At 40.3% G+C, this 19,450-nt stretch carries 18 protein-coding genes; 16 read left to right on the top strand and 2 right to left on the bottom strand.

The annotated features are described in order from the left end of the window. Nucleotides 1-73 precede the first annotated feature (73 nt). Together leuS and AC07U8_RS18440 are read right to left on the bottom strand one after the other, a co-directional pair. Nucleotides 74-2,710: a leucine--tRNA ligase gene (gene leuS / locus AC07U8_RS18445; RefSeq protein ID WP_239044847.1), complete on the bottom strand. Its 2,637-nt coding sequence runs from the start codon at nucleotides 2,708-2,710 to the stop codon at nucleotides 74-76. A gap of 115 nt (nucleotides 2,711-2,825) precedes the next feature. Beyond that, nucleotides 2,826-3,221, bottom strand: coding sequence for a DUF4124 domain-containing protein (locus AC07U8_RS18440; protein ID WP_494738379.1), 396 nt, complete (start codon nucleotides 3,219-3,221; stop codon nucleotides 2,826-2,828). Nucleotides 3,222-3,796: 575 nt separating this feature from the next. On the opposite strand from AC07U8_RS18440, the gene AC07U8_RS18435 reads away from it, so the two are divergent. From AC07U8_RS18435 to bamB, 16 genes are all read left to right on the top strand, one after another. Then, nucleotides 3,797-5,524 (top strand): acetolactate synthase 3 large subunit, encoded by a 1,728-nt coding sequence (locus tag AC07U8_RS18435; protein WP_016539389.1) that lies wholly within the window; start codon nucleotides 3,797-3,799, stop codon nucleotides 5,522-5,524. Beyond that, nucleotides 5,521-6,012, top strand: coding sequence for an acetolactate synthase small subunit (gene ilvN, locus AC07U8_RS18430; RefSeq protein WP_004725868.1), 492 nt, complete (start codon nucleotides 5,521-5,523; stop codon nucleotides 6,010-6,012). Before AC07U8_RS18435 ends, ilvN begins: the two co-directional genes overlap by 4 nt. Nucleotides 6,013-6,161: 149 nt before the next feature. Further along, on the top strand, nucleotides 6,162-7,178 hold the full coding sequence (ilvC, locus tag AC07U8_RS18425) for a ketol-acid reductoisomerase (RefSeq protein ID WP_151802126.1): 1,017 nt from the start codon (nucleotides 6,162-6,164) through the stop codon (nucleotides 7,176-7,178). Nucleotides 7,179-7,265: 87 nt separating this feature from the next. Beyond that, entirely contained in the window at nucleotides 7,266-8,060 is a 795-nt protein-coding gene (locus tag AC07U8_RS18420) for a tetratricopeptide repeat protein (RefSeq protein ID WP_494738378.1), read from the top strand. A gap of 105 nt (nucleotides 8,061-8,165) precedes the next feature. Next, nucleotides 8,166-8,996: an XAC2610-related protein gene (locus AC07U8_RS18415; protein WP_494738377.1), complete on the top strand. Its 831-nt coding sequence runs from the start codon at nucleotides 8,166-8,168 to the stop codon at nucleotides 8,994-8,996. A gap of 87 nt (nucleotides 8,997-9,083) precedes the next feature. Then, nucleotides 9,084-10,370 carry a glycosyltransferase family 4 protein gene (locus AC07U8_RS18410; protein ID WP_494738376.1) on the top strand — a complete coding sequence of 429 codons (1,287 nt, stop codon included), beginning with the start codon at nucleotides 9,084-9,086 and terminating at the stop codon, nucleotides 10,368-10,370. A gap of 31 nt (nucleotides 10,371-10,401) precedes the next feature. Beyond that, a complete protein-coding gene (locus AC07U8_RS18405) occupies nucleotides 10,402-10,953 on the top strand; it encodes a phosphatase PAP2 family protein (protein ID WP_096735175.1) in 552 nt (183 codons plus the stop codon). Between the two features lie 218 nt (nucleotides 10,954-11,171). Then, nucleotides 11,172-11,372, top strand: coding sequence for a Fe-S cluster assembly protein IscX (gene iscX / locus AC07U8_RS18400; protein WP_004725877.1), 201 nt, complete (start codon nucleotides 11,172-11,174; stop codon nucleotides 11,370-11,372). A 143-nt stretch (nucleotides 11,373-11,515) separates the two neighbouring features. After that, the gene (gene ndk / locus AC07U8_RS18395; RefSeq protein WP_494738375.1) at nucleotides 11,516-11,947 is read left to right on the top strand and encodes a nucleoside-diphosphate kinase; all 432 of its coding nucleotides are present in this window, start codon (nucleotides 11,516-11,518) and stop codon (nucleotides 11,945-11,947) included. A gap of 178 nt (nucleotides 11,948-12,125) precedes the next feature. Further along, the gene (rlmN, locus tag AC07U8_RS18390; RefSeq protein WP_004725880.1) at nucleotides 12,126-13,370 is read left to right on the top strand and encodes a dual-specificity RNA methyltransferase RlmN; all 1,245 of its coding nucleotides are present in this window, start codon (nucleotides 12,126-12,128) and stop codon (nucleotides 13,368-13,370) included. Between the two features lie 65 nt (nucleotides 13,371-13,435). Then, nucleotides 13,436-14,239, top strand: a complete 804-nt coding sequence (pilW, locus tag AC07U8_RS18385; RefSeq protein ID WP_004725881.1) for a type IV pilus biogenesis/stability protein PilW — start codon at nucleotides 13,436-13,438, stop codon at nucleotides 14,237-14,239. After that, on the top strand, nucleotides 14,230-15,018 hold the full coding sequence (locus AC07U8_RS18380; protein ID WP_494738374.1) for a helix-turn-helix domain-containing protein: 789 nt from the start codon (nucleotides 14,230-14,232) through the stop codon (nucleotides 15,016-15,018). The genes pilW and AC07U8_RS18380 overlap by 10 nt, the downstream gene beginning before the upstream one ends. A gap of 21 nt (nucleotides 15,019-15,039) precedes the next feature. Further along, the gene (ispG, locus tag AC07U8_RS18375) at nucleotides 15,040-16,155 is read left to right on the top strand and encodes a flavodoxin-dependent (E)-4-hydroxy-3-methylbut-2-enyl-diphosphate synthase (protein WP_004725885.1); all 1,116 of its coding nucleotides are present in this window, start codon (nucleotides 15,040-15,042) and stop codon (nucleotides 16,153-16,155) included. Beyond that, nucleotides 16,152-17,447: a histidine--tRNA ligase gene (gene hisS, locus AC07U8_RS18370; protein WP_034612341.1), complete on the top strand. Its 1,296-nt coding sequence runs from the start codon at nucleotides 16,152-16,154 to the stop codon at nucleotides 17,445-17,447. Before ispG ends, hisS begins: the two co-directional genes overlap by 4 nt. Before the next feature lie 30 nt (nucleotides 17,448-17,477). Further along, on the top strand, nucleotides 17,478-18,179 hold the full coding sequence (locus AC07U8_RS18365; RefSeq protein WP_004816992.1) for a YfgM family protein: 702 nt from the start codon (nucleotides 17,478-17,480) through the stop codon (nucleotides 18,177-18,179). Then, nucleotides 18,179-19,327, top strand: a complete 1,149-nt coding sequence (gene bamB, locus AC07U8_RS18360) for an outer membrane protein assembly factor BamB (RefSeq protein ID WP_004725891.1) — start codon at nucleotides 18,179-18,181, stop codon at nucleotides 19,325-19,327. Before AC07U8_RS18365 ends, bamB begins: the two co-directional genes overlap by 1 nt. Nucleotides 19,328-19,450 lie beyond the last annotated feature (123 nt).

The following is a 19,450-nucleotide window of genomic DNA, read 5'->3' as shown; positions in this document are numbered from 1 at the left end:
GAGGGGTTAGGGGAGATTTTTTTCATAAAATCCCTCCAAACCTCCCTTTTAGAAAGGGAGGCTTAAAAGCTTTTTAAACCACCAAATTCACAAGCTTATTTGGAACCACAATTTCTTTCTTGGTTGGACCTGTTAAGAATTGCTGAACTTCAGGTAATGCTTTAGCCAATGCCAATAATTCATCTTTCGATGCATCGACAGAGACTTCTAACTTGCCACGAAGCTTACCATTGACTTGAACTACGATGGTTTGTGTATTGCGTGTCAATGCAGACTCATCAACCGTAGGGAACAGTACCGAAGTTAAATCGATATCAAACTCAGTCAATAAGGTCTGACTTAAGTGTGGTGCAAATGGTGCAAGTAAAGTCAGTAAAGTGGTAATTGCTTCACGTGCTACAGCAACATCGTTGTCATCTTTTGCTTCAAACTTATTGCTGGCATTGAGTAATTCCATCAAAGCTGCAATCGCAGTATTGAATGCATGACGACGTTCGATGTCATCACCCACTTTTTGAATCGTTTCATGAGTTTTACGACGCAGGTCTTGCGCTTCAGTGGAAAGTTTCGAAGCATCAATTGCTGTTGCATGGTTGCCTTTTTCAAGGAAGCCTGCAACTAAACGCCATACACGTTTTAAGAAACGATTTGCACCTTCAACGCCCGCATCAGACCATTCTAAAGATTGATCTGGTGGTGCAGCAAACATCATAAATACACGTGCAGTATCCGCGCCGTACTGGTCAATAATCGCTTGTGGGTCGATACCGTTATTTTTCGATTTCGACATTTTCTCTTGACCACCAACCACAACGTCTTGACCGTCACCTGAATATTTAGCAGAAAGTACACGACCTTTCTCGTCTTTTTCTAACTCAATATCCGCAGGATTAAACCAAGTTTTTTTGCCACTTTCCGCTTCACGATAGAAGGTATCCGCTAAAACCATACCTTGAGTCAATAAGTTGGTAAATGGTTCATTGCCTTGTACCACACCCTCATCACGCATAAGTTTATGGAAGAAACGTGCATAAAGTAAATGTAGGATTGCATGCTCTACACCACCAATATATTGGTTTACAGGCAACCAAGATTTTGCAGCTTCAGGTTTAACCAAACCACCCGTGAAATCAGGAGAAGCATAACGTGCATAATACCAAGATGACTCTACAAAGGTATCCAAAGTATCGGTTTCACGACGTGCATCACCACCACAGCTTGGGCATTTTGTTTGATAAAATTCAGGCATTTTATTTAAAGGATTACCTGAACCATCTGGAACCACATCTGTTGGAAGAACAACTGGCAGTTGATCTTCTGGAACAGTGACTTGACCACACTTGTCACAGTTGATCATCGGAATTGGACAACCCCAGTAACGTTGACGAGAAACCCCCCAGTCACGTAAACGGAATTGAACTTTAGCGCTGGCAAGACCTTGTGGTTCTAATTTGCTTAGGAATGCATCAAAAGCAGCTTGGAAGTCTAAACCGTCAAATTCAGATGAATTGACCAATTTACCTTCTTTAGAACCGTACCATTCCTGCCATTCTGAAGCAGAATATTCGGCATCATCTGAGCCTTTGGCATCAATGACTTGTTTGATTGGTAAGTTGAATTTATTGGCAAACTCAAAATCACGTTCATCATGTGCTGGAACGGCCATCACCGCGCCTGAACCATATGACATCAATACATAGTTTGCGATCCAAACAGGGATATCTTGACCCGTAACAGGGTGTTTAACAGATAAACCTGTTGCCATGCCTTTTTTCTCAGCAGTCGCAAGATCCGCTTCTGCAACAGAACCCATACGACATTCTTCAATAAAGGCAGCAAGTTCTGGCTTGCCTGCTTCAGATTGAATCGCAGCAGCTTTGAGCGCTAGAGGATGTTCAGCTGCAACCGCAACATAAGTTACCCCCATCAAGGTATCGGCACGTGTGGTATAAACCGTTAAACCATCTGCATAAACTTCAGGATTTGCCGACGGGAAGGTAATGTCCATACCCGTTGAACGACCAATCCAATTGCGTTGCATGGTTAAAACTTGTTGTGGCCAACCGTCTTTTAAGGTATCTAAATCGTCTAATAATTCTTGTGCATAATCGGTAATTCGGAAGTAATACATTGGAATATCACGTTTTTCTACCAATGCACCTGAACGCCAACCACGTCCATTTTCAACTTGTTCATTTGCAAGAACAGTTTGGTCTACAGGATCCCAGTTCACTGTAGACAGCTTGCGATAGATCAAGCCTTTTTTATAGAGCTGTACAAATAACCATTGTTCCCAGTGGTAATACTCTGGTGTACAGGTGGCAAATTCGCGATCCCAGTCGACAGATAGACCAAGTTTCTTCAATTGATCGCGCATATATGCAATGTTTTCAAAGGTCCACTTTGCTGGCGCAACTTGATGGGCAATCGCTGCATTTTCAGCAGGTAAGCCGAAAGCATCCCAACCCATCGGTTGTAGCACAGTTTCACCTTTGAGACGGTGAAAACGGCTGATCACATCACCAATAGTATAATTACGCACATGACCCATATGCAGTTTGCCGCTTGGGTAGGGGAACATCGAGAGGATATAACGACGTGGACCTTCTACAGTGTCGGCAACTTTAAACGATTTGCGATCTTCCCAGTCTTTTTGGACTTGAGGCTCAATCGCATTTGCTTGATATTCAGGGTCAATATGAGTAGTCATAAATGTATTTGAGAATAATGGTTAAAAAACTGTGCACACAGCATAGCGCAAAATCCATCTAAAAGTGAATTTTGCGCGCTTTTAAATCTGAAAAACTTGTGATTTTACTTTTAATTTAATTATTGACTGGGGCAACACTAATAGGTGTATTTTGCCCATTTTGTGGAACAACATTCGGCTGTTGTGTATTCGGTGGGTTAACCACTGGTGCTGGGGTTACCGGTTGAGTACCTTGTGGTTGCCCATTTTGTAGCTGATTTTGTGGTGTATGCGGCTGAGCTGTTGGTGCTGAGTTGGTGGGTGTTGAATCTCCATGATAGCCATAAGTATTCACCTTGCTTTGGCTACGCGCATTCTTCGGCGGTGGCGTGGTGGTGTAATGGGTAGAGCCTTTGCTGTCTACCCATTTATAATACTGTTTTGCATGACTGGCGCTGACCCCAACCACAGAGAATAAGGCAAAAATTGTCGATACAAAAGCCGTGTGTGCAAAGTGTTGACGTTGTTTCATTTTATAAAACCTTTGAGTCATTTTTTATTCAGATGAAAACGAAAAATCATTCTGCTATCTAATATACATCGGATTGTTTTCGCTTGATCTGGGTATTTTAGAAATCGTATTTATTTTATACAGAAAAATAAAATTTTAAATAATTCTTTTGCAATTTTATTGGCTTATAAGTCTTTGAAAATTTTATTTATAAGACAACCAAAAAAAAGGAATAGTTTTAAAAATAAACGCTTGGTAAATAAACAATAAAAAGCCTGATAGAAACCTTGACTTTGTTCGCTAAAACTACAAAAATGCTTACTTTAGTTTCAGATGTTTTTTTCGATCACCCTTCGAGTAAAAATATCAAAGCAAGCAATAACATTTTCTCTAAGCCGAGAAAATGACTCTACCGAAGCATGTTTATCCCAACATATTTCAGTGATTCATACAGCTCAAACAGCTGCGTGACGATTTATTTTTTTATTGCTGCAAAAACTAGTAAATATGTGTGCTATAACAGAGCGCACAATCAATGAATGAAACACGGCCTGTGTCTCCCATAGCGCTGTGGAATAAAGATTAGGGTGAATACGTTGGAACTTTTATCTGGTGGTGAAATGCTCGTTCGTGCATTGGCGGACGAAGGCGTTGAACATGTTTTTGGATATCCAGGCGGCGCAGTATTACATATTTATGATGCGCTATTTAAACAAGATAAAATCAATCATTACCTCGTACGTCATGAGCAAGCTGCTGGTCATATGGCAGATGCTTACTCACGTGTGACGGGTAAAACAGGTGTAGTGCTGGTCACTTCTGGACCTGGCGCAACCAACACTGTAACACCAATCGCTACAGCCTATATGGACTCAATCCCAATGGTGATTTTGTCTGGACAGGTTGCCAGCCATCTTATTGGTGAAGATGCATTCCAAGAAACAGATATGGTCGGTATTTCTCGTCCGATCGTAAAACATAGTTTTCAAGTGCGTCATGCAAGTGAAATTCCTGCCGTTATTAAAAAAGCATTTTATATTGCTGCTTCAGGTCGTCCGGGTCCTGTTGTGGTTGATATTCCGAAGGATGTCACCAATCCTGTCGACAAATTTGCTTATGAATATCCTGAAAAAGTGAAGATGCGCTCTTATCAGCCACCTCACCGCGGTCATTCAGGTCAAATTCGTAAAGCCATTGATGAGCTGATTAATGCCAAACGCCCTGTGATTTATACAGGTGGTGGTGTTGTTCAAGGCAATGCTTCTGCATTACTGACTGAATTGGCGCATTTATTGAATTACCCAGTGACCAATACGCTGATGGGTTTGGGTGCATTCCCAGGCGATGATGAGCAATTCTTGGGTATGTTGGGTATGCATGGTACATACGAAGCCAATATGAGTATGCATAATGCTGATGTTATCTTGGCGATCGGTGCGCGTTTTGATGACCGTGTAACCAATAATCCAGCGAAGTTCTGTACTAACGCGAAAGTGATTCATATTGATATCGACCCAGCGACGATTTCAAAAACCATTATGGCGCATATCCCAATCGTGGGTGCGGTAGAGCCAGTACTTCAAGAGATGTTGGTTCAATTGAAACAAATGAATGTTTCTAAACCAAACCCTGAAGAAATCTCGGCATGGTGGTCACAAATCAACGAATGGCGCAAAGTACATGGTTTGCGTTATGCGCCAGGTGAAAATGGTGTGATGAAACCACAACAAGTGGTTGAAGTCTTAGACAAAGTAACCAATGGTGAAGCGATCATTACTTCTGACGTTGGTCAGCATCAAATGTTTGGTGCGATGTATTACAAATACAAACGTCCACGTCAATGGATCAACTCAGGTGGCCTAGGCACAATGGGTGTGGGTTTACCTTATGCCATGGCTGCGAAACTTGCATTCCCAGATCAACAAGTAGTGTGTATCACAGGTGAAGCATCGATTCAGATGTGTATCCAAGAGCTTTCTACATGTAAGCAATATGGCTTAAATGTGAAAATTCTCTGCTTGAACAACCGTGCTTTGGGGATGGTAAAACAATGGCAAGATATGAACTATGAAGGACGTCATTCAAGTTCTTATGTTGAGTCATTACCCGATTTTCCAAAATTGATGGAAGCTTACGGTCATGTAGGTATTCAGATTGACCATGCGGATGAGCTTGAGTCTAAGCTTAAAGAAGCAATGGCGATTAACGATAAATGTGTATTCATTAACGTGATGGTTGATCGTACCGAGCATGTATATCCGATGCTTATTGCTGGTCAATCTATGCAAGATATGTGGTTGTCTAAAGGGGAGCGTACTGAATGAGACATATTATTTCTGTACTCGTTGAAAACGAAGCTGGTGCGCTTTCTCGTTTAGTGGGGTTGTTCTCTCAACGTGGCTATAACATTGAAACTTTAAATGTCGCACCAACAGAAGATCCAACCATGTCACGTTTGACATTAACCACTTATGGTGATGACCATAAAATTGAGCAAATCACCAAACAGCTGAATAAATTGGTCGAAGTGGTTAAAGTGGTTGATTTGTCAGAAGGCGCGCACATTGAGCGTGAACTGATGCTGATTAAAGTCAAAGCATTGGGTTCTGCACGTGCTGAAATTAAGCGCACAGCGGATATCTTTCGTGCTCAAGTGGTTGATGTTACACCAACGACTTATACCATTCAGATTGCGGGTACAACTGAAAAAATTGATGGTTTTATTGATGCTCTTGCAGAAAACACAATTTTAGAAGTTGTTCGTTCTGGTGTATCCGGGATTGCTCGTGGTGAAAAGGTTCTTTCACTCTAGTTGCACCTCAACCAGTAATTAATTATTTGATTTTTTATTCCCTCATGTATAACCTCTCCTCGCAATAGGAGAGGGACTTAGACTAGAAGATTCAAAACAATAATCTTCAGGATAGGAAGAGGAAACACAGCATTTTAGCGGAGACAGCAATGCAAATTTTTTATGATAAAGACTGCGACTTATCTATCATCCAAGGTAAAAAAGTAGCGATCATTGGTTATGGTTCACAAGGTCATGCTCACGCGCAAAACCTTAAAGACTCAGGTGTAGACGTTACTGTTGGTTTACGTGCTGGTTCTACTTCTTGGAAAAAAGCTGAAAATGCAGGCCTTAAAGTTGCTGAAGTTCCAGCTGCTGTTGCTCAAGCTGATTTAGTGATGATCTTGACACCAGATGAGTTTCAATCACAGCTTTATCGTGACGTGATCGAACCAAACATCAAAGAAGGTGCGACTTTAGCATTTGCACATGGTTTCGCTGTACTTTATAACCAAGTTGTTCCACGTAAAGATTTAGACGTGATCATGGTTGCACCAAAAGCACCAGGTCATACTGTACGTTCAGAATTCCAACGTGGTTCAGGTGTACCTGATCTTATCGCGATTCATCAAGATGCTTCTGGTAATGCACGTAACGTTGCACTTTCTTACGCTTCAGGTGTAGGCGGTGGTCGTACAGGTATCATCGAAACTTCATTCCGTGAAGAAACTGAAACTGACTTATTTGGTGAGCAAGCAGTACTTTGTGGTGGTGCTGTTGAATTGGTTAAAATGGGTTATGAAACGCTTGTTGAAGCGGGTTATGCACCTGAAATGGCTTATTTCGAATGCTTGCACGAACTTAAATTAATCGTTGATTTAATGTTTGAAGGCGGTATTGCGGACATGAACTATTCAGTATCTAACAATGCTGAATACGGTGAATATGTGACTGGCGTTGAAGTGATCAACGAGCAATCACGTGAAGCGATGCGTAATGCACTTAAACGTATCCAATCAGGTGAATATGCGAAGATGTTCATCCAAGAGGGTGCATTGAACTATCCATCTATGACAGCTCGTCGTCGTCAAAACGCAGCTCACGGTATTGAAGTGACTGGCGGTAAATTACGCGCGATGATGCCTTGGATTCAAGCCAACAAAATCGTAGATAAAGAAAAGAACTAATTTTTAGTTTTTATCAAAGCCCACTCTTTTGAGTGGGTTTTTTTATGCTATATTTTAGCTAAATTTAATAATAAAGAAGAAAATAACATGCAATTAAACACATATTTAGCCATCATGAGTATGTTTGGCTGTTGTGCTATATATCCAGTATATGCACAGAACGCGAGCGTTGATGATTCTAGGCAAAATTCTAGGCAGAATCGTAATGTTCAAAATACACAACACAAACTACTCGATGAAAAGATTGCATTCAATGCTTTAGAAAAAGCCAATCAGTCTTTAAATGCGGGTCATCCACAACAGGTCATCGCAGTATTACAGACTGCAATTCAGTATTTTGAAAAATACCAAAACAGTAGTCTAGATACCCTCTATGCAGCCAAAGGATCAGCTGAAACCTTGCTATACCTGACACTTGATATGGGAAAGCAAAAAAATATTCGAGTTTTTTCAGGTTATTGGGCGGACTTATACTTTCAATCAGCTTATGCCTTTATTGAAATGAATGATTTAAAAAATGCTCAAGTAAAGTTGAAAAGTGCTTTAACGTTATCACCTTTTAATAGTGAATATTTAAAAGAAGCAGGATTTATTCAGCAAGCACAAAAACAGTGGCAAGCGTCATTGGAAAGCTATAAAGCTGCTGAACAGTATCTGTATTTACTTGAGCCTGAAGAAAAAAGATTGGCGATTCAACAGAGTGTAAGACGCAGTTTAGGGGTGAGTTTGATTGAATTAAATCAACTGGATGAAGCTACTCAATATTTTAATAAAGTCTTGAAGGTTGATCCCTCGGATGCAAAAGCGCGTAATGAATTAAAGTACATTGAGGAGTTAAAGAAAAAAGGACATGTTGCTAAACAGCCAATTGGTCGCGTCTAAGTCGCGCTTTTAAAATCATCTTTAGGGTAGCAATTTTTAACTAACAAAAATTTATTTTGTGATAAATTACACATTATTGATTCTGGTTAAACGTGGTATTCAAGCATGAAATCTAAACTTCTCATCGCAATGACAACTTTGTCAATTTCATGCTTTAGTTTTGCTGAAACGCAGCCCACTTCGAGCAACACTGCGCTAAAACCACTGAGTGGCGTACGCGTATCGATGCAGCGTATGCTCAAGTCGAGTGAAGGTCGATACTTTATGAATCTTTATGCGGGGATTGCCCATCCGCATGGTGTGCTAACGGATTTAATGGATGGTACAACAACAGACTTTAAAGGGACACAAAAAGCAGATCAGTTGGATTTAAAGTCGATTACTGCTCAATCAGATCCTTCTGTAAATGGTAGTGATCAATTAACTGGCCTATTAAATGCAAATACAGGTGTGTTTAAAGCATCATTGTTAAAGAAACCAAATACAGCTTGGCAGTCGATACAGTTTGAGCCTGCTTTTAAAGTCAGCAATAAACCCGTTTTTATCTTTAAATTTTATGCTCAAGATGATGCCAATAGCCCTTATGGAAAAACCCTAAAACGTGTTGATGTGTTAAATAAAACCAACAATACAGTAGTACAGAGCTTGACAGGTTTTACTGGTTATCCAAACAGTATTGGCTATATGGATATCAATTTTGATGGTTATTATGATGTCATTGTGTCGGACTTGTCACAAGGTCGTACAGTCGATGATAAACGCTATATTTACTGGATGTACAATCCAAAAACACAACAATTTCAACGTTCTCCGCAACTTGAAAAAATTGTTGGTTTCCCAAGTTTACACGGTGAAAAACAACAAATTGATTTTGGTAATGGACAGCTTTATCAAGTTCAGAATGGTTTGTTAAATCGTATTTCTGATGAAAACTGATAATGGTCAAAAAACTGTCATTAAATAATCATTAAAATGTCAAAAACTTAGCCTAATCTATTCAAAAATGAAGAGATTAGGTATCGTATGAATAAACCGTACGCGAACACCTTGCAATTTAAACAACAAGATTTTCCCGATAACTTTAAATTTTATTTTAATCCAAACAAGAAAAAAATCGATACGAATAAAGACCATCTTATTCGTGACTTATCCCGACCTCGACTAAAAATTGCAATCGTGACTGAAACATGGCCACCAGAAATCAATGGTGTTGCTTTGTCTTTAATGCAACTGTGTAAAGGCTTGCAAAACCAAGGTCATAAAATATTACTGATTCGCCCTGCACAAAAGACCCAATGTCAAGACTTTAGCCCAAATAAAGAATGCTTGGTGACTGGGCAATCAATTCCGAAATATCCAGACATGAAGTTTGGCTGGCCCCAATTTCTAAAAGTCTCTCAAGCGATTTCGGCATTTTCACCTGATGTGGTACATATCGTGACTGAAGGGCCTTTAGGCTTTACTGCGCTGCATGCGGCAAAGACACGACGAATTCCGGTATCAAGTGGGTTTCATTCACAATTCCAAGAATTTAGCCGCTTTTTTGATTTAGCGTTCTTGGTCAAACCGATTCAAAGTTATTTGCGATGGTTCCATAACGCGACGCAACTGACCTGTGTACCAAGCCGTGATACAGAGCAGGCATTACGTGAGTTTGGTGTGACCTGTCCATTGGTTGTGGTCGGGCGAGGAATTGATACAGAACGCTTTTCATCACAACGCTACTCTGAACAGTTGAGACAACAGTGGGGTGCAGATGAAGACACCACAGTCTTGATCTATGTTGGGCGTTTGTCTTCTGAAAAAGAAGTCAATGTGGTGATTGATGCCTATTCTGAACTGCGACAACAAGCACAACGAAAAGTAAAGTTGGTGTTGGTAGGGCACGGTCCGGATCGTGGTCGTTTAGAAAAAATGCCAGGTGCTGAACATGTGATTTTTATAGGCAGTCTAACTGGCACACAACTTGCTGAAGCCTATGCGAGTGCAAATGTTTTTGTTTTTGCAAGTCAGGTAGAAACCTTTGGGAATGTCGTTATCGAAGCGATGGCGAGTGGTTTACCGATTATTGCTTATGACTATGCCTGCGCTCAACTTCATGGCAGACATGCGCAGAATGGCTGGTTATGTCCAATTGGAGACATCAAGCAATTCACTCAACATGTATTAGATATTCCAGATAACAGCACACTTAAACGTTTAGGGCAACAGGCGATGCATGATGTGCAAAGCATTGGATGGCAACATCCCGTACAACAATTCGAAGAAGCACTATACCAGGTAACGCAGTATGCAAAACGACTGACCTAGTTCATCTCAAATAATGAGAGGAGAGTGGAAAATGAATTTTAAGAATACCAAAATAAAAATGCTCGATCTCGACCTTAGAGGTTGTTTATATCTCAATAATTTATCGCATACCCAAAGTATTGCGACGTTCTTTAAAACTGTGAGCCGTTTGGGAGATGGTCCTTTCTGGTGCGCAATGTTGGTTCTGATTTGGCTACAAAAGAGCTGGATCTATGGTCTGCAACTTCTCTATGTCGTTGTTATGGGGCTTTTAGGAACTGGAATTTATAAGTTCTTAAAACATAAAACAGTGCGACCACGACCTTATCAAGTTCATCAAGTCATTATTCTGGGTGAACGACCATTGGATCATTTTAGCTTTCCGTCAGGTCATACGTTACATGCGGTCATGGTCACAATTGTGTTTGGTTATATTCAACCAGTTTTGTTGTTCATTATGATGCCTTTTACCATTCTTGTGGCTTTATCTCGGATGGTTTTAGGTCTGCATTATCCAAGCGATGTCATTGTTGGCGCACTGATTGGTGCAAGTGTCGCGAGTTTGATTGTGTTAAGCGCACCATATTTAGGAGTGATGTTATGATGGTTTACTTACTGCTGGTCTGTAATTTTATTTTTAAAGAATCTGATGATTTTGATCATCAAGGTTTTAACTTTGAATAATTGGCTCAATTCAATCCGTCTTGTAAATTAAACGCTTGAATCCGTGGTGAATCTTGTAAGTGTCTAGAATGATTTATTTCTGAATGAATTGAGATTTGATACAGTAGCAGAATTAAATTGAGCAAAGGAAGACCTGATATGGGCTTACGTTGGACAGATACAATTGATATCGCAATTGAACTCAGTGAAGCGCATCCAGATGTGGATCCACAATGGGTGCGTTTTACCGATATGCATGCATGGATTTGTGCATTGCCAGAATTTAGTGATGATCCAACCAAATCGACTGAAGGTCTGCTAGAAGCCATTCAAATGGCATGGATTGATGAAGCGAATTAATGGCTTGAGATGTTGCTGAGTGATGCTAAACGTCACAGCGCATCGAAAAATCCAAATTTTTTACAGATTAAAAGCAGAAAATTGTTCATTATTCGGTATAATGCGCCCAAATTTTCGTGTCAATTTGACTAAAGGAGCCACTCATGGCTATTGAACGTACTTTATCTATCGTAAAACCAGATGCAGTTGCTAAAAACCACATTGGTGACATCTTTGTTCGTTTCGAAAAAGCTGGTCTTAAAATCGTTGCGACTAAAATGAAACACCTTTCTAAAGCAGAAGCTGAAGGTTTCTATGCTGAGCATAAAGAACGTGGTTTCTTTGGTGACCTTGTTGCATTCATGACTTCTGGTCCAGTTGTAGTATCTGTTCTTGAAGGTGAAAACGCAGTTCTTGCTCACCGTGAAATTCTTGGTGCTACAAACCCTAAAGAAGCTGCTCCTGGTACAATCCGTGCAGATTTCGCTGTAAGCATCGATGAAAATGCTGCGCATGGTTCTGACTCAGTTGCATCTGCTGACCGTGAAGTAAATTACTTCTTCGCTCAAACTGAAGTTTGCCCACGTACTCGTTAATTCGACGTATCTAGGGTCTCTTTTTCTACACGAATAAATCTCCGATTTATGAATTGATAACAGACCCGAAACCAGATAGGTGATATACTACTTGTCTGGTTTTTTTATTTTTGTTGCTTTATTTGGCTAAATATTGGTCAATATGTTTTATTACTACGGCATGATTTAGGTAATCCCCATGAATTCTGAAGTTGTCGCTTCATCGTTAAATCTAGATGAACAGCAGCCTGCATCATCAAAATCTGTACAGGCTGATCGTATTCAGACTGCAAATGTGCAGAAAGTGAATTTACTTGGCATGTCACGTCCGCAATTGGAAAAATTCTTCGAAGAAATCGGCGAGAAAAAATTCCGTGCTGGGCAGGTAATGAAATGGATGCATCAATTTTTTATCACTGATTTTGCTGAAATGACCAATATTTCAGGAAAGTTGCGTGAAAAACTAGAAAGAATTTGTGAAATCAAAGCGCCAGAAGTGGTACATCGTAACTATTCGAAAGATGGAACCCGTAAGTGGGTATTCCGTGTTGGTGATGGTGCGGGCTCTTTGGTTGAAACGGTATTGATTCCAGCAGAAGATAAAACAGGCTCACGTAAAACACTGTGTATTTCATCACAAGTGGGTTGTGCTTTAGATTGCTCATTCTGTTCAACAGGAAAGCAAGGCTTTCAGCGTGATTTAACCCCTGACGAGATCATTGGACAGTTATGGGTGGCCAACTATTCTTATATGGAAGAAGTGCCTGTTGCTGAACGTGAGCGCTCGGTGACCAATGTGGTGATGATGGGAATGGGTGAGCCATTACTCAACTATGATGCTGTATTAAGCTCAATGAATATCATGTTAGATGACTTTGCTTATGGCATGTCTAAACGTCGCGTTACATTATCAACCTCAGGTGTTGTACCGAAAATCGACCAATTGGCACAAGATATAGATGTGGCTTTGGCGATTTCTTTACATGCGCCAAATGATGAATTACGTAATGAATTGGTGCCGATTAATAAAAAATATCCATTAGCACAATTGATTGCTGCATGTCAGCGCTATATTGCCAAAGATGGTAATGAAAGTTCTCGTAAACATGTCACTATTGAATATGTGATGTTGGAAGGGGTGAATGATCATCCTGAACATGCACAACAAATGATTAAGTTACTGAAAAACTTACCAAGTAAAATTAATTTAATTCCATTTAATCCATTTCCGCATGCGCCGTATGGCCGTTCAAGTCGAAATCGTATTATTTCTTTCCAAAAAACTTTGTCTGATGCAGGTTTTGTGTGTACGATTCGTCAGACACGTGGTGATGATATTGATGCAGCATGTGGGCAATTGGTCGGGCAAGTGGCAGATCGTACCCGTCGTGCAGAGCAGTGGAAAAAGAAAGTTGCTGAACGTGGTGAGATTATTCGTTCATAAGCTTAAAGATTTGTAGACATACCTTTATATCAACAAATAATCAGGGGCTGACTTTGAGAAAATCGATGTATCAAAAAGCAGTTGTAATATTGGCAATTGGTTTATCTGCATTGGTCGTACAGGGTTGTCAAACGACAAATTCAGACACAATAATAAAAAAAGATCCTGAAAAAGCCGTTAAAGTACGTACTCAGCTTGCTGCTGAATATATTCGTACAGGTGATTTAGATGCTGCAAAACGCGCACTAGACCAAGCTTTAGAAACTGATTCACGTGATTCTGCGGCAAATATGATGATGGGTGTCTTACTGCAACAAGAAGGCAGTAAGATCAGTATGGAAAAAGCAGACGGCTATTTTAAGCGTGCAATTTCCAGTGACTCAAAAAATGCACAAGCTCGTAATAATTATGGAACATATTTATTTGTTACTGAGCGCTATAATGACGCGATTGAACAATTGAGTATAGCTGGTGCTGCGCTTGGCTATGATCAGCGTTATAAGGCTTTAGAAAATTTAGGTCGGGTTTACTTAAAAGTCGGTGATGTGGCAAATGCTGAAAAAGCATTCAAACAAGCTTTACAAGTCAATCGCGATTCGATTATTTCTCTGGTAGAGTTATCAGAAATTTTCTATTTGCAACAAAAAAGTGCGCAAGCAAGTCAACTCTATGAGCAATATGTTCGTTTAGTAGGTCAGGACAAACAGGGTGCGAGAGCGCTTTGGATTGGTTTACGTATTGCACGTGCCAATAATGATCAGATGGGAATGCAAGTGTTGGTCAACCAACTGCGTGCATTGTTCCCGGACAGTAAAGAATATCAACGTTATCTGCAATTACAGTACAGTACTGAGGCCGTATGGAAGTAAATCCTAATTCACAGCAACCTACAGGTTCAAACGTAGCATCTAATGGCTTAGGAAATGTTCAACGTCCAGGTGAGTACTTGCGTCAAATTCGAGTCTCCAAAAACCTAGACATTCAAGATGTTGCAAACGAACTAAAAATGCCTGTAAAAACCTTACAAGCATTGGAACAAGATGAATATAAGTCTTTGCCAGAAGCAACCTTTATTAAAGGTTATTATCGTTCATATGCCAAGTTTCTAGGTGTTGATGCAACGGTAATCATTCAACGCTTTGATGAAATTTATCAAAATGATACTGGGCTTTTGCCAAACCATGCATTGAACAACTCCCCAATCAAGATTATGGGGAAATTGCCTGGATCAAACAGTGATCGTAATAAAAAATGGTTAAAGCGAATTTTAATTGCCATTGTTGCGCTTGCGGTGATTTGGGCTGTGATTGCTGGAATTCAAAAAATGACATCGGGTAAAAGCGCTGATGTCGATGCCAAACCACAGGCCTCAGAAGTAGAAGTGTTGAATTTAAACAATGCAACTGCGACTTCAGGTGACCAAATGGTATTGAATTTCAGTCATCCAACTTCTGTACATATTGTAGATAGTACAGGAAAAGTTTTGGCGACTGGTCGCCAGTTGGCTGCTTTAACCGTTAATGGCCAATCACCATTCCAAATTCGTCTCGATGATGCAACTGCTGTGTCATTAAGCCTTAATAATGAACAGATTTCATTGTCTCCATATACAGTGAACGGAAAAGCAGAATTCCGTTTGTCACGTTAATGGGCAAGAGTAGATAAGATCATGATTGAGAATCCAATCAAGCGCCGTCCTACACGTAAAATACGTGTAGGTTCAGTGTATGTCGGTGGTGATGCACCGATCAGTATTCAAAGTATGACCAATACTGAAACCTGTGATGTCGATGCAACAGTTGCGCAGATTCAACGCTGTGCAGATGTTGGTGCGGACATTATGCGGGTATCGGTACCGACTATGGAAGCTGCTGAAGCTTTTGGTGAAATTCGTAAACGTGTCACGGTACCATTGGTTGCAGATATTCATTTCGATTATAAAATCGCATTGAAAGTTGCAGACATGGGTGCAGACTGTTTGCGGATTAACCCTGGGAATATTGGTTCTGAAGCCAAGATTCGTGAAGTGGTTGCTGCTGCACGTCATCACGATATTTCTATGCGTATTGGTGTCAATGCTGGATCTTTAGAAAAAGATATCCAAAAGAAATATGGTGAGCCGACAGGTCAGGCATTACTTGAATCTGCAATGCGTCATATCGACATATTGGATCGTTTAAACTTCCATGAGTTTAAAATTTCAGTAAAAGCATCAAATGTATTTTTAACAATGGATGCTTATCGTTTATTATCTGCACAAATTGATAATCCATTACATTTAGGTGTAACCGAAGCTGGGATCTATCGTACGGGTTCAGTGAAATCTGCGATTGCTTTAGGTGGTTTGCTGTTGGATGGCATTGGTGACACCATGCGTATTTCATTGGCGGCTGAGCCTGAAGAAGAAGTAAAAATTGGTTTTGATATTTTAAAATCCCTGAGCCTTCGTTCAAATGGGATTAACTTTATTGCTTGTCCAAGCTGTTCACGTCAGGAATTTAACGTGATCAAAGTGATGCAGGCTTTAGAGGAACGTTTAGAAGATATTCGTACACCAATGGATGTGTCTGTCATTGGTTGTAAAGTCAACGGTCCGGGTGAAGCAAAAGAAGCTGATATTGGTATAGTCGGTGCAAGTCCGCGCTCACTCGTGTATCGTAATGGCGAAAAGAGTCACTTAATAGATACAAATCAGTTGGTTGATGAAATCGAAAGCATGGTTCGTCAACGTGTTCAAGAGCTTGAAAAAGCTAAAGCTAAAGAGATTATTCGTAGTTCATCATGAGTTCAATTGTCGCAATTAAAGGTTTTAATGACTTTCTTCCATCGCAAACACCTGCGTGGAGACGTCTTGAGCAGCATTTAGCATCGCTTATGGATGCATACGGTTATCAGCAAATCCGTTTGCCGGTGGTTGAACATACCAATCTGTTTAAGCGTTCAATTGGTGATGCAACTGATATCGTTGAAAAAGAAATGTACACTTTCTTTGATAAGGGTAATCCACCTGAATCTTTAACTTTGCGTCCAGAAGGCACAGCGGGTTGTGTACGTGCAATGTTGGAACATAACTTACTCCGTGGTGCAAATCCACGTGTTTGGTATGTTGGCCCAATGTTCCGCTATGAAAAACCACAAAAAGGTCGTTATCGCCAGTTTCACCAATTTGGTGTAGAAACTTTTGGTGTAGCGACACCTGATCAAGATGCTGAACTGATTCTCATGACTGCGCGTTTATGGAAACGCATGGGTGTTGCAGATAAAGTTCAACTTGAACTAAATACCTTGGGCGAGTCTGATGAACGTGCAGAGTATCGTGCTGCATTGGTTGAATTTCTTACAGCGCATCATGCTGATTTGGATGAAGATTCGCAACGTCGTTTAACCACCAATCCATTGCGAATTTTAGATTCGAAAGATGCACGAACTCAGCAAATTCTTGAAAATGCACCTAAGTTGCATGATTTCTTAAAAGAAGACAGTTTGAATCATTTTGCTCAATTGCAACAGTATTTAACTGATGCAGGTATTGAGTTTGTCATCAATCAAAAACTAGTCCGTGGTTTAGACTATTACAACAAAACTGTTTTTGAATGGACAACGACACATTTAGGTTCTCAAGGAACGGTGTGTGCGGGTGGTCGTTATGATGGTTTGGTTGGGCAGCTGAAAGGTAAGCCTGATCAATCTGTACCAGCAGTCGGTTTTGCTATGGGCATGGAACGTTTATTATTGCTTCTTGAACAAGTTGAAGACAATACACCTGTGCGTGAATGTGAGTTATTCTTGCTGTCAGATCCTGCAACACAAGGTCAGGCTTTGGTATTGGCTGAACAAATTCGTGATCAACTTGAAGCTGTAAATAGTACAATTCGTTTGAAAACAGGTTCACAGGGTTCAATGAAGAGTCAAATGAAGAAGGCAGACCAATCGGGTGCCATCTATGCTTTGATCTTTGGTGAGCGTGAGGCTGTAGCGCAGCAAGTTTTAGTCAAAGAACTTGCGACAGCAGAACAATATGAAATTAAGGCCACTGAAATTGTGCCTTTTTTCATTGAAAAATTTTCGTCAAAATAAGCCGATAATCATAAGGAAAAGGGGAGTCAAATGAGTGCAATGACTGATGATGAGCAACTGGATAGTGTGAAGTCATTTTTTAAGAAATATGGCTCGGCTATGGTGACAGGTGTCCTCATTGCATTGATTGCCTTTTTCGGTTGGGAATATTGGCAAAAGAAAACTTTGGCTGAAAATCAAAATGAAACAGCCAAAGTTCAGCAATTGATGGATGAGGCGCGAGCAGCCAATGGTGATGCTAAAGTCACTGCTGCCTTAGTCGCGTCAGCAGATAAAATTGTCAAAGACAATCCAGATTCTGTTCATGCAATTCAAGCACAAATTGTCATGGCAAAAGTTGCCTATGATAAAAATGACTATGCGTTGGCTGAACGTGAACTGAAAAAAGTTGAAAATTCTAAAATTAAAGACGCTGGTTTGTTACAAGTTGTAAAAATCAAACTTGCCGATGCACAATTGGCGCAAAAGAAGTTTGATGAAGCCTTGAAAACCTTGTCAGCTGTGAATGATCCTGCTTTTCAGGCAAGTGCTGATGAGTTAAAAGGTGATATTTATGTGGCAAAAAATGACACTGAAAATGCAAAAAAATCGTATCAAGCAGCATGGAATGCAGTCGTTGAGCGTAAACAAGAACGTCAAATTTTACAAATTAAACTCGAAAGTGTTGGCGTATTAGTAGAAGATCCTGATCTTGAACGCCCAATCTTAGCAACACAAGTGGATGAGTCTTAATGGATAGAAATTTTAAAATACCTTTTGCTTTAGCAATCTTATCAATCGCTTTAATCGGCTGTTCAAGTAATAAGACGAAAGAAGTGAAGATTAAGCCTAATCCACTGCCTAAAGTTGCACAAGCTTCAAGCTTGGTTCAAGTATTTTCGACCAGTGTTTCTTCGACCAGCAGTGAAGATGCATTACGTCTACGTTTAGATACAGACAATGGTGTTGTGTTTGCCTTAGATCCAAAAGGCGAAGTGGCTGCCTATAAAGGCAAACAGCGCTTATGGAATGCTAAAGTTACCAAAGACGGCTTAAGTTCTGGTGTTGAAGCAGCAGATGGTGTGGTGATTGTTGGTAATCAAAAAGGGCATGTTTTTGCATTAGACCAAGCAACGGGTGCGACCAAATGGTCTGCACAATTGTCAGGTGCAATTATCAGTTCTGCTTTGATTCAATCTGGTCGTGTGATAGTGGTTGCAAATGACGGTACGGTTTATGCCTTAGATGTTGCGACAGGTCAGCAAGCGTGGACTTATAAATTACCAAGCGCTTCATTTAGCTTAAGAGGCCAAGCCACTCCAGTTAGTTTAGATCCACGTACTGTGCTTATCGGCACTTCTACTGGCTATATTTTTGCAATAGATAGCCTTGCAGGTGTACCGCGTTTACAACGTCGTGTTGCGGTATCTGAAGGTCGTTCTGATATTCAGCGTTTGATTGATGTGGACAGTGAGCCTGTTGTTTCAGGACAGTATGTGGTTACGACGAGTTTCCAAGGTCAAGTCACTGTTCTAGATTTGGCTTCACAACGCGTTTTGTGGAGTGAAAATTCAAGCAGTATCAACCGTCCAGAAGTGACCGATGGTAAAGTCATCGTATCGCAAACCGATGGTCAAATTATTGCGTATGACTTGATTACAGGTCAGCAGCTTTGGAAAAATGAGCAACTGCTCAACCGTAACTTAAGCAACCCTGTATTGCTCGGTTCAAATCTTGTTGTGGGTGATTTAGATGGTTATTTACATCAAATTGATCCAAATACAGGAACAACGTTAGGTCGTGCTAAAACCAGTGGTGAAGTACGTACGTTGAGAGTGATTGATAATCAAGTTTATGTTTCGACACGTAAAGGTGCAATGAGTATCTGGCAAAGTCGTTAACAGTTAATCAACAGACACGATTAGGATTCTCTATTTTTTTAGTCTTGTGTTAAAATAGAGCAATCCGTATGAATTCCATACACGGGGTGATTGAAAATCAATACCCCGTGTTTTTATTTTAGG

Source organism: Acinetobacter sp. GW821-FHT01E09, from assembly GCF_059422385.1.
This window is presented reverse-complemented; position numbering and strand designations above follow the sequence as displayed.

Bases quoted from the DNA above. Each gene is read 5' to 3' on its own strand.
- hisS (WP_034612341.1), top strand. From the start codon at position 16,152: ATGAGTTCAATTGTCGCAATTAAAGGTTTTAATGACTTTCTTCCATCG.
- ispG (WP_004725885.1), top strand. From the start codon at position 15,040: ATGATTGAGAATCCAATCAAGCGCCGTCCTACACGTAAAATACGTGTA.
- leuS (WP_239044847.1), bottom strand. From the start codon at position 2,710: ATGACTACTCATATTGACCCTGAATATCAAGCAAATGCGATTGAGCCT.
- AC07U8_RS18440 (WP_494738379.1), bottom strand. From the start codon at position 3,221: ATGAAACAACGTCAACACTTTGCACACACGGCTTTTGTATCGACAATT.
- AC07U8_RS18405 (WP_096735175.1), top strand. From the start codon at position 10,402: ATGAATTTTAAGAATACCAAAATAAAAATGCTCGATCTCGACCTTAGA.
- ilvN (WP_004725868.1), top strand. From the start codon at position 5,521: ATGAGACATATTATTTCTGTACTCGTTGAAAACGAAGCTGGTGCGCTT.
- AC07U8_RS18380 (WP_494738374.1), top strand. From the start codon at position 14,230: ATGGAAGTAAATCCTAATTCACAGCAACCTACAGGTTCAAACGTAGCA.
- AC07U8_RS18365 (WP_004816992.1), top strand. From the start codon at position 17,478: ATGAGTGCAATGACTGATGATGAGCAACTGGATAGTGTGAAGTCATTT.
- AC07U8_RS18415 (WP_494738377.1), top strand. From the start codon at position 8,166: ATGAAATCTAAACTTCTCATCGCAATGACAACTTTGTCAATTTCATGC.
- rlmN (WP_004725880.1), top strand. From the start codon at position 12,126: ATGAATTCTGAAGTTGTCGCTTCATCGTTAAATCTAGATGAACAGCAG.
- AC07U8_RS18420 (WP_494738378.1), top strand. From the start codon at position 7,266: ATGCAATTAAACACATATTTAGCCATCATGAGTATGTTTGGCTGTTGT.
- iscX (WP_004725877.1), top strand. From the start codon at position 11,172: ATGGGCTTACGTTGGACAGATACAATTGATATCGCAATTGAACTCAGT.
- pilW (WP_004725881.1), top strand. From the start codon at position 13,436: ATGTATCAAAAAGCAGTTGTAATATTGGCAATTGGTTTATCTGCATTG.
- bamB (WP_004725891.1), top strand. From the start codon at position 18,179: ATGGATAGAAATTTTAAAATACCTTTTGCTTTAGCAATCTTATCAATC.
- AC07U8_RS18410 (WP_494738376.1), top strand. From the start codon at position 9,084: ATGAATAAACCGTACGCGAACACCTTGCAATTTAAACAACAAGATTTT.
- ndk (WP_494738375.1), top strand. From the start codon at position 11,516: ATGGCTATTGAACGTACTTTATCTATCGTAAAACCAGATGCAGTTGCT.
- ilvC (WP_151802126.1), top strand. From the start codon at position 6,162: ATGCAAATTTTTTATGATAAAGACTGCGACTTATCTATCATCCAAGGT.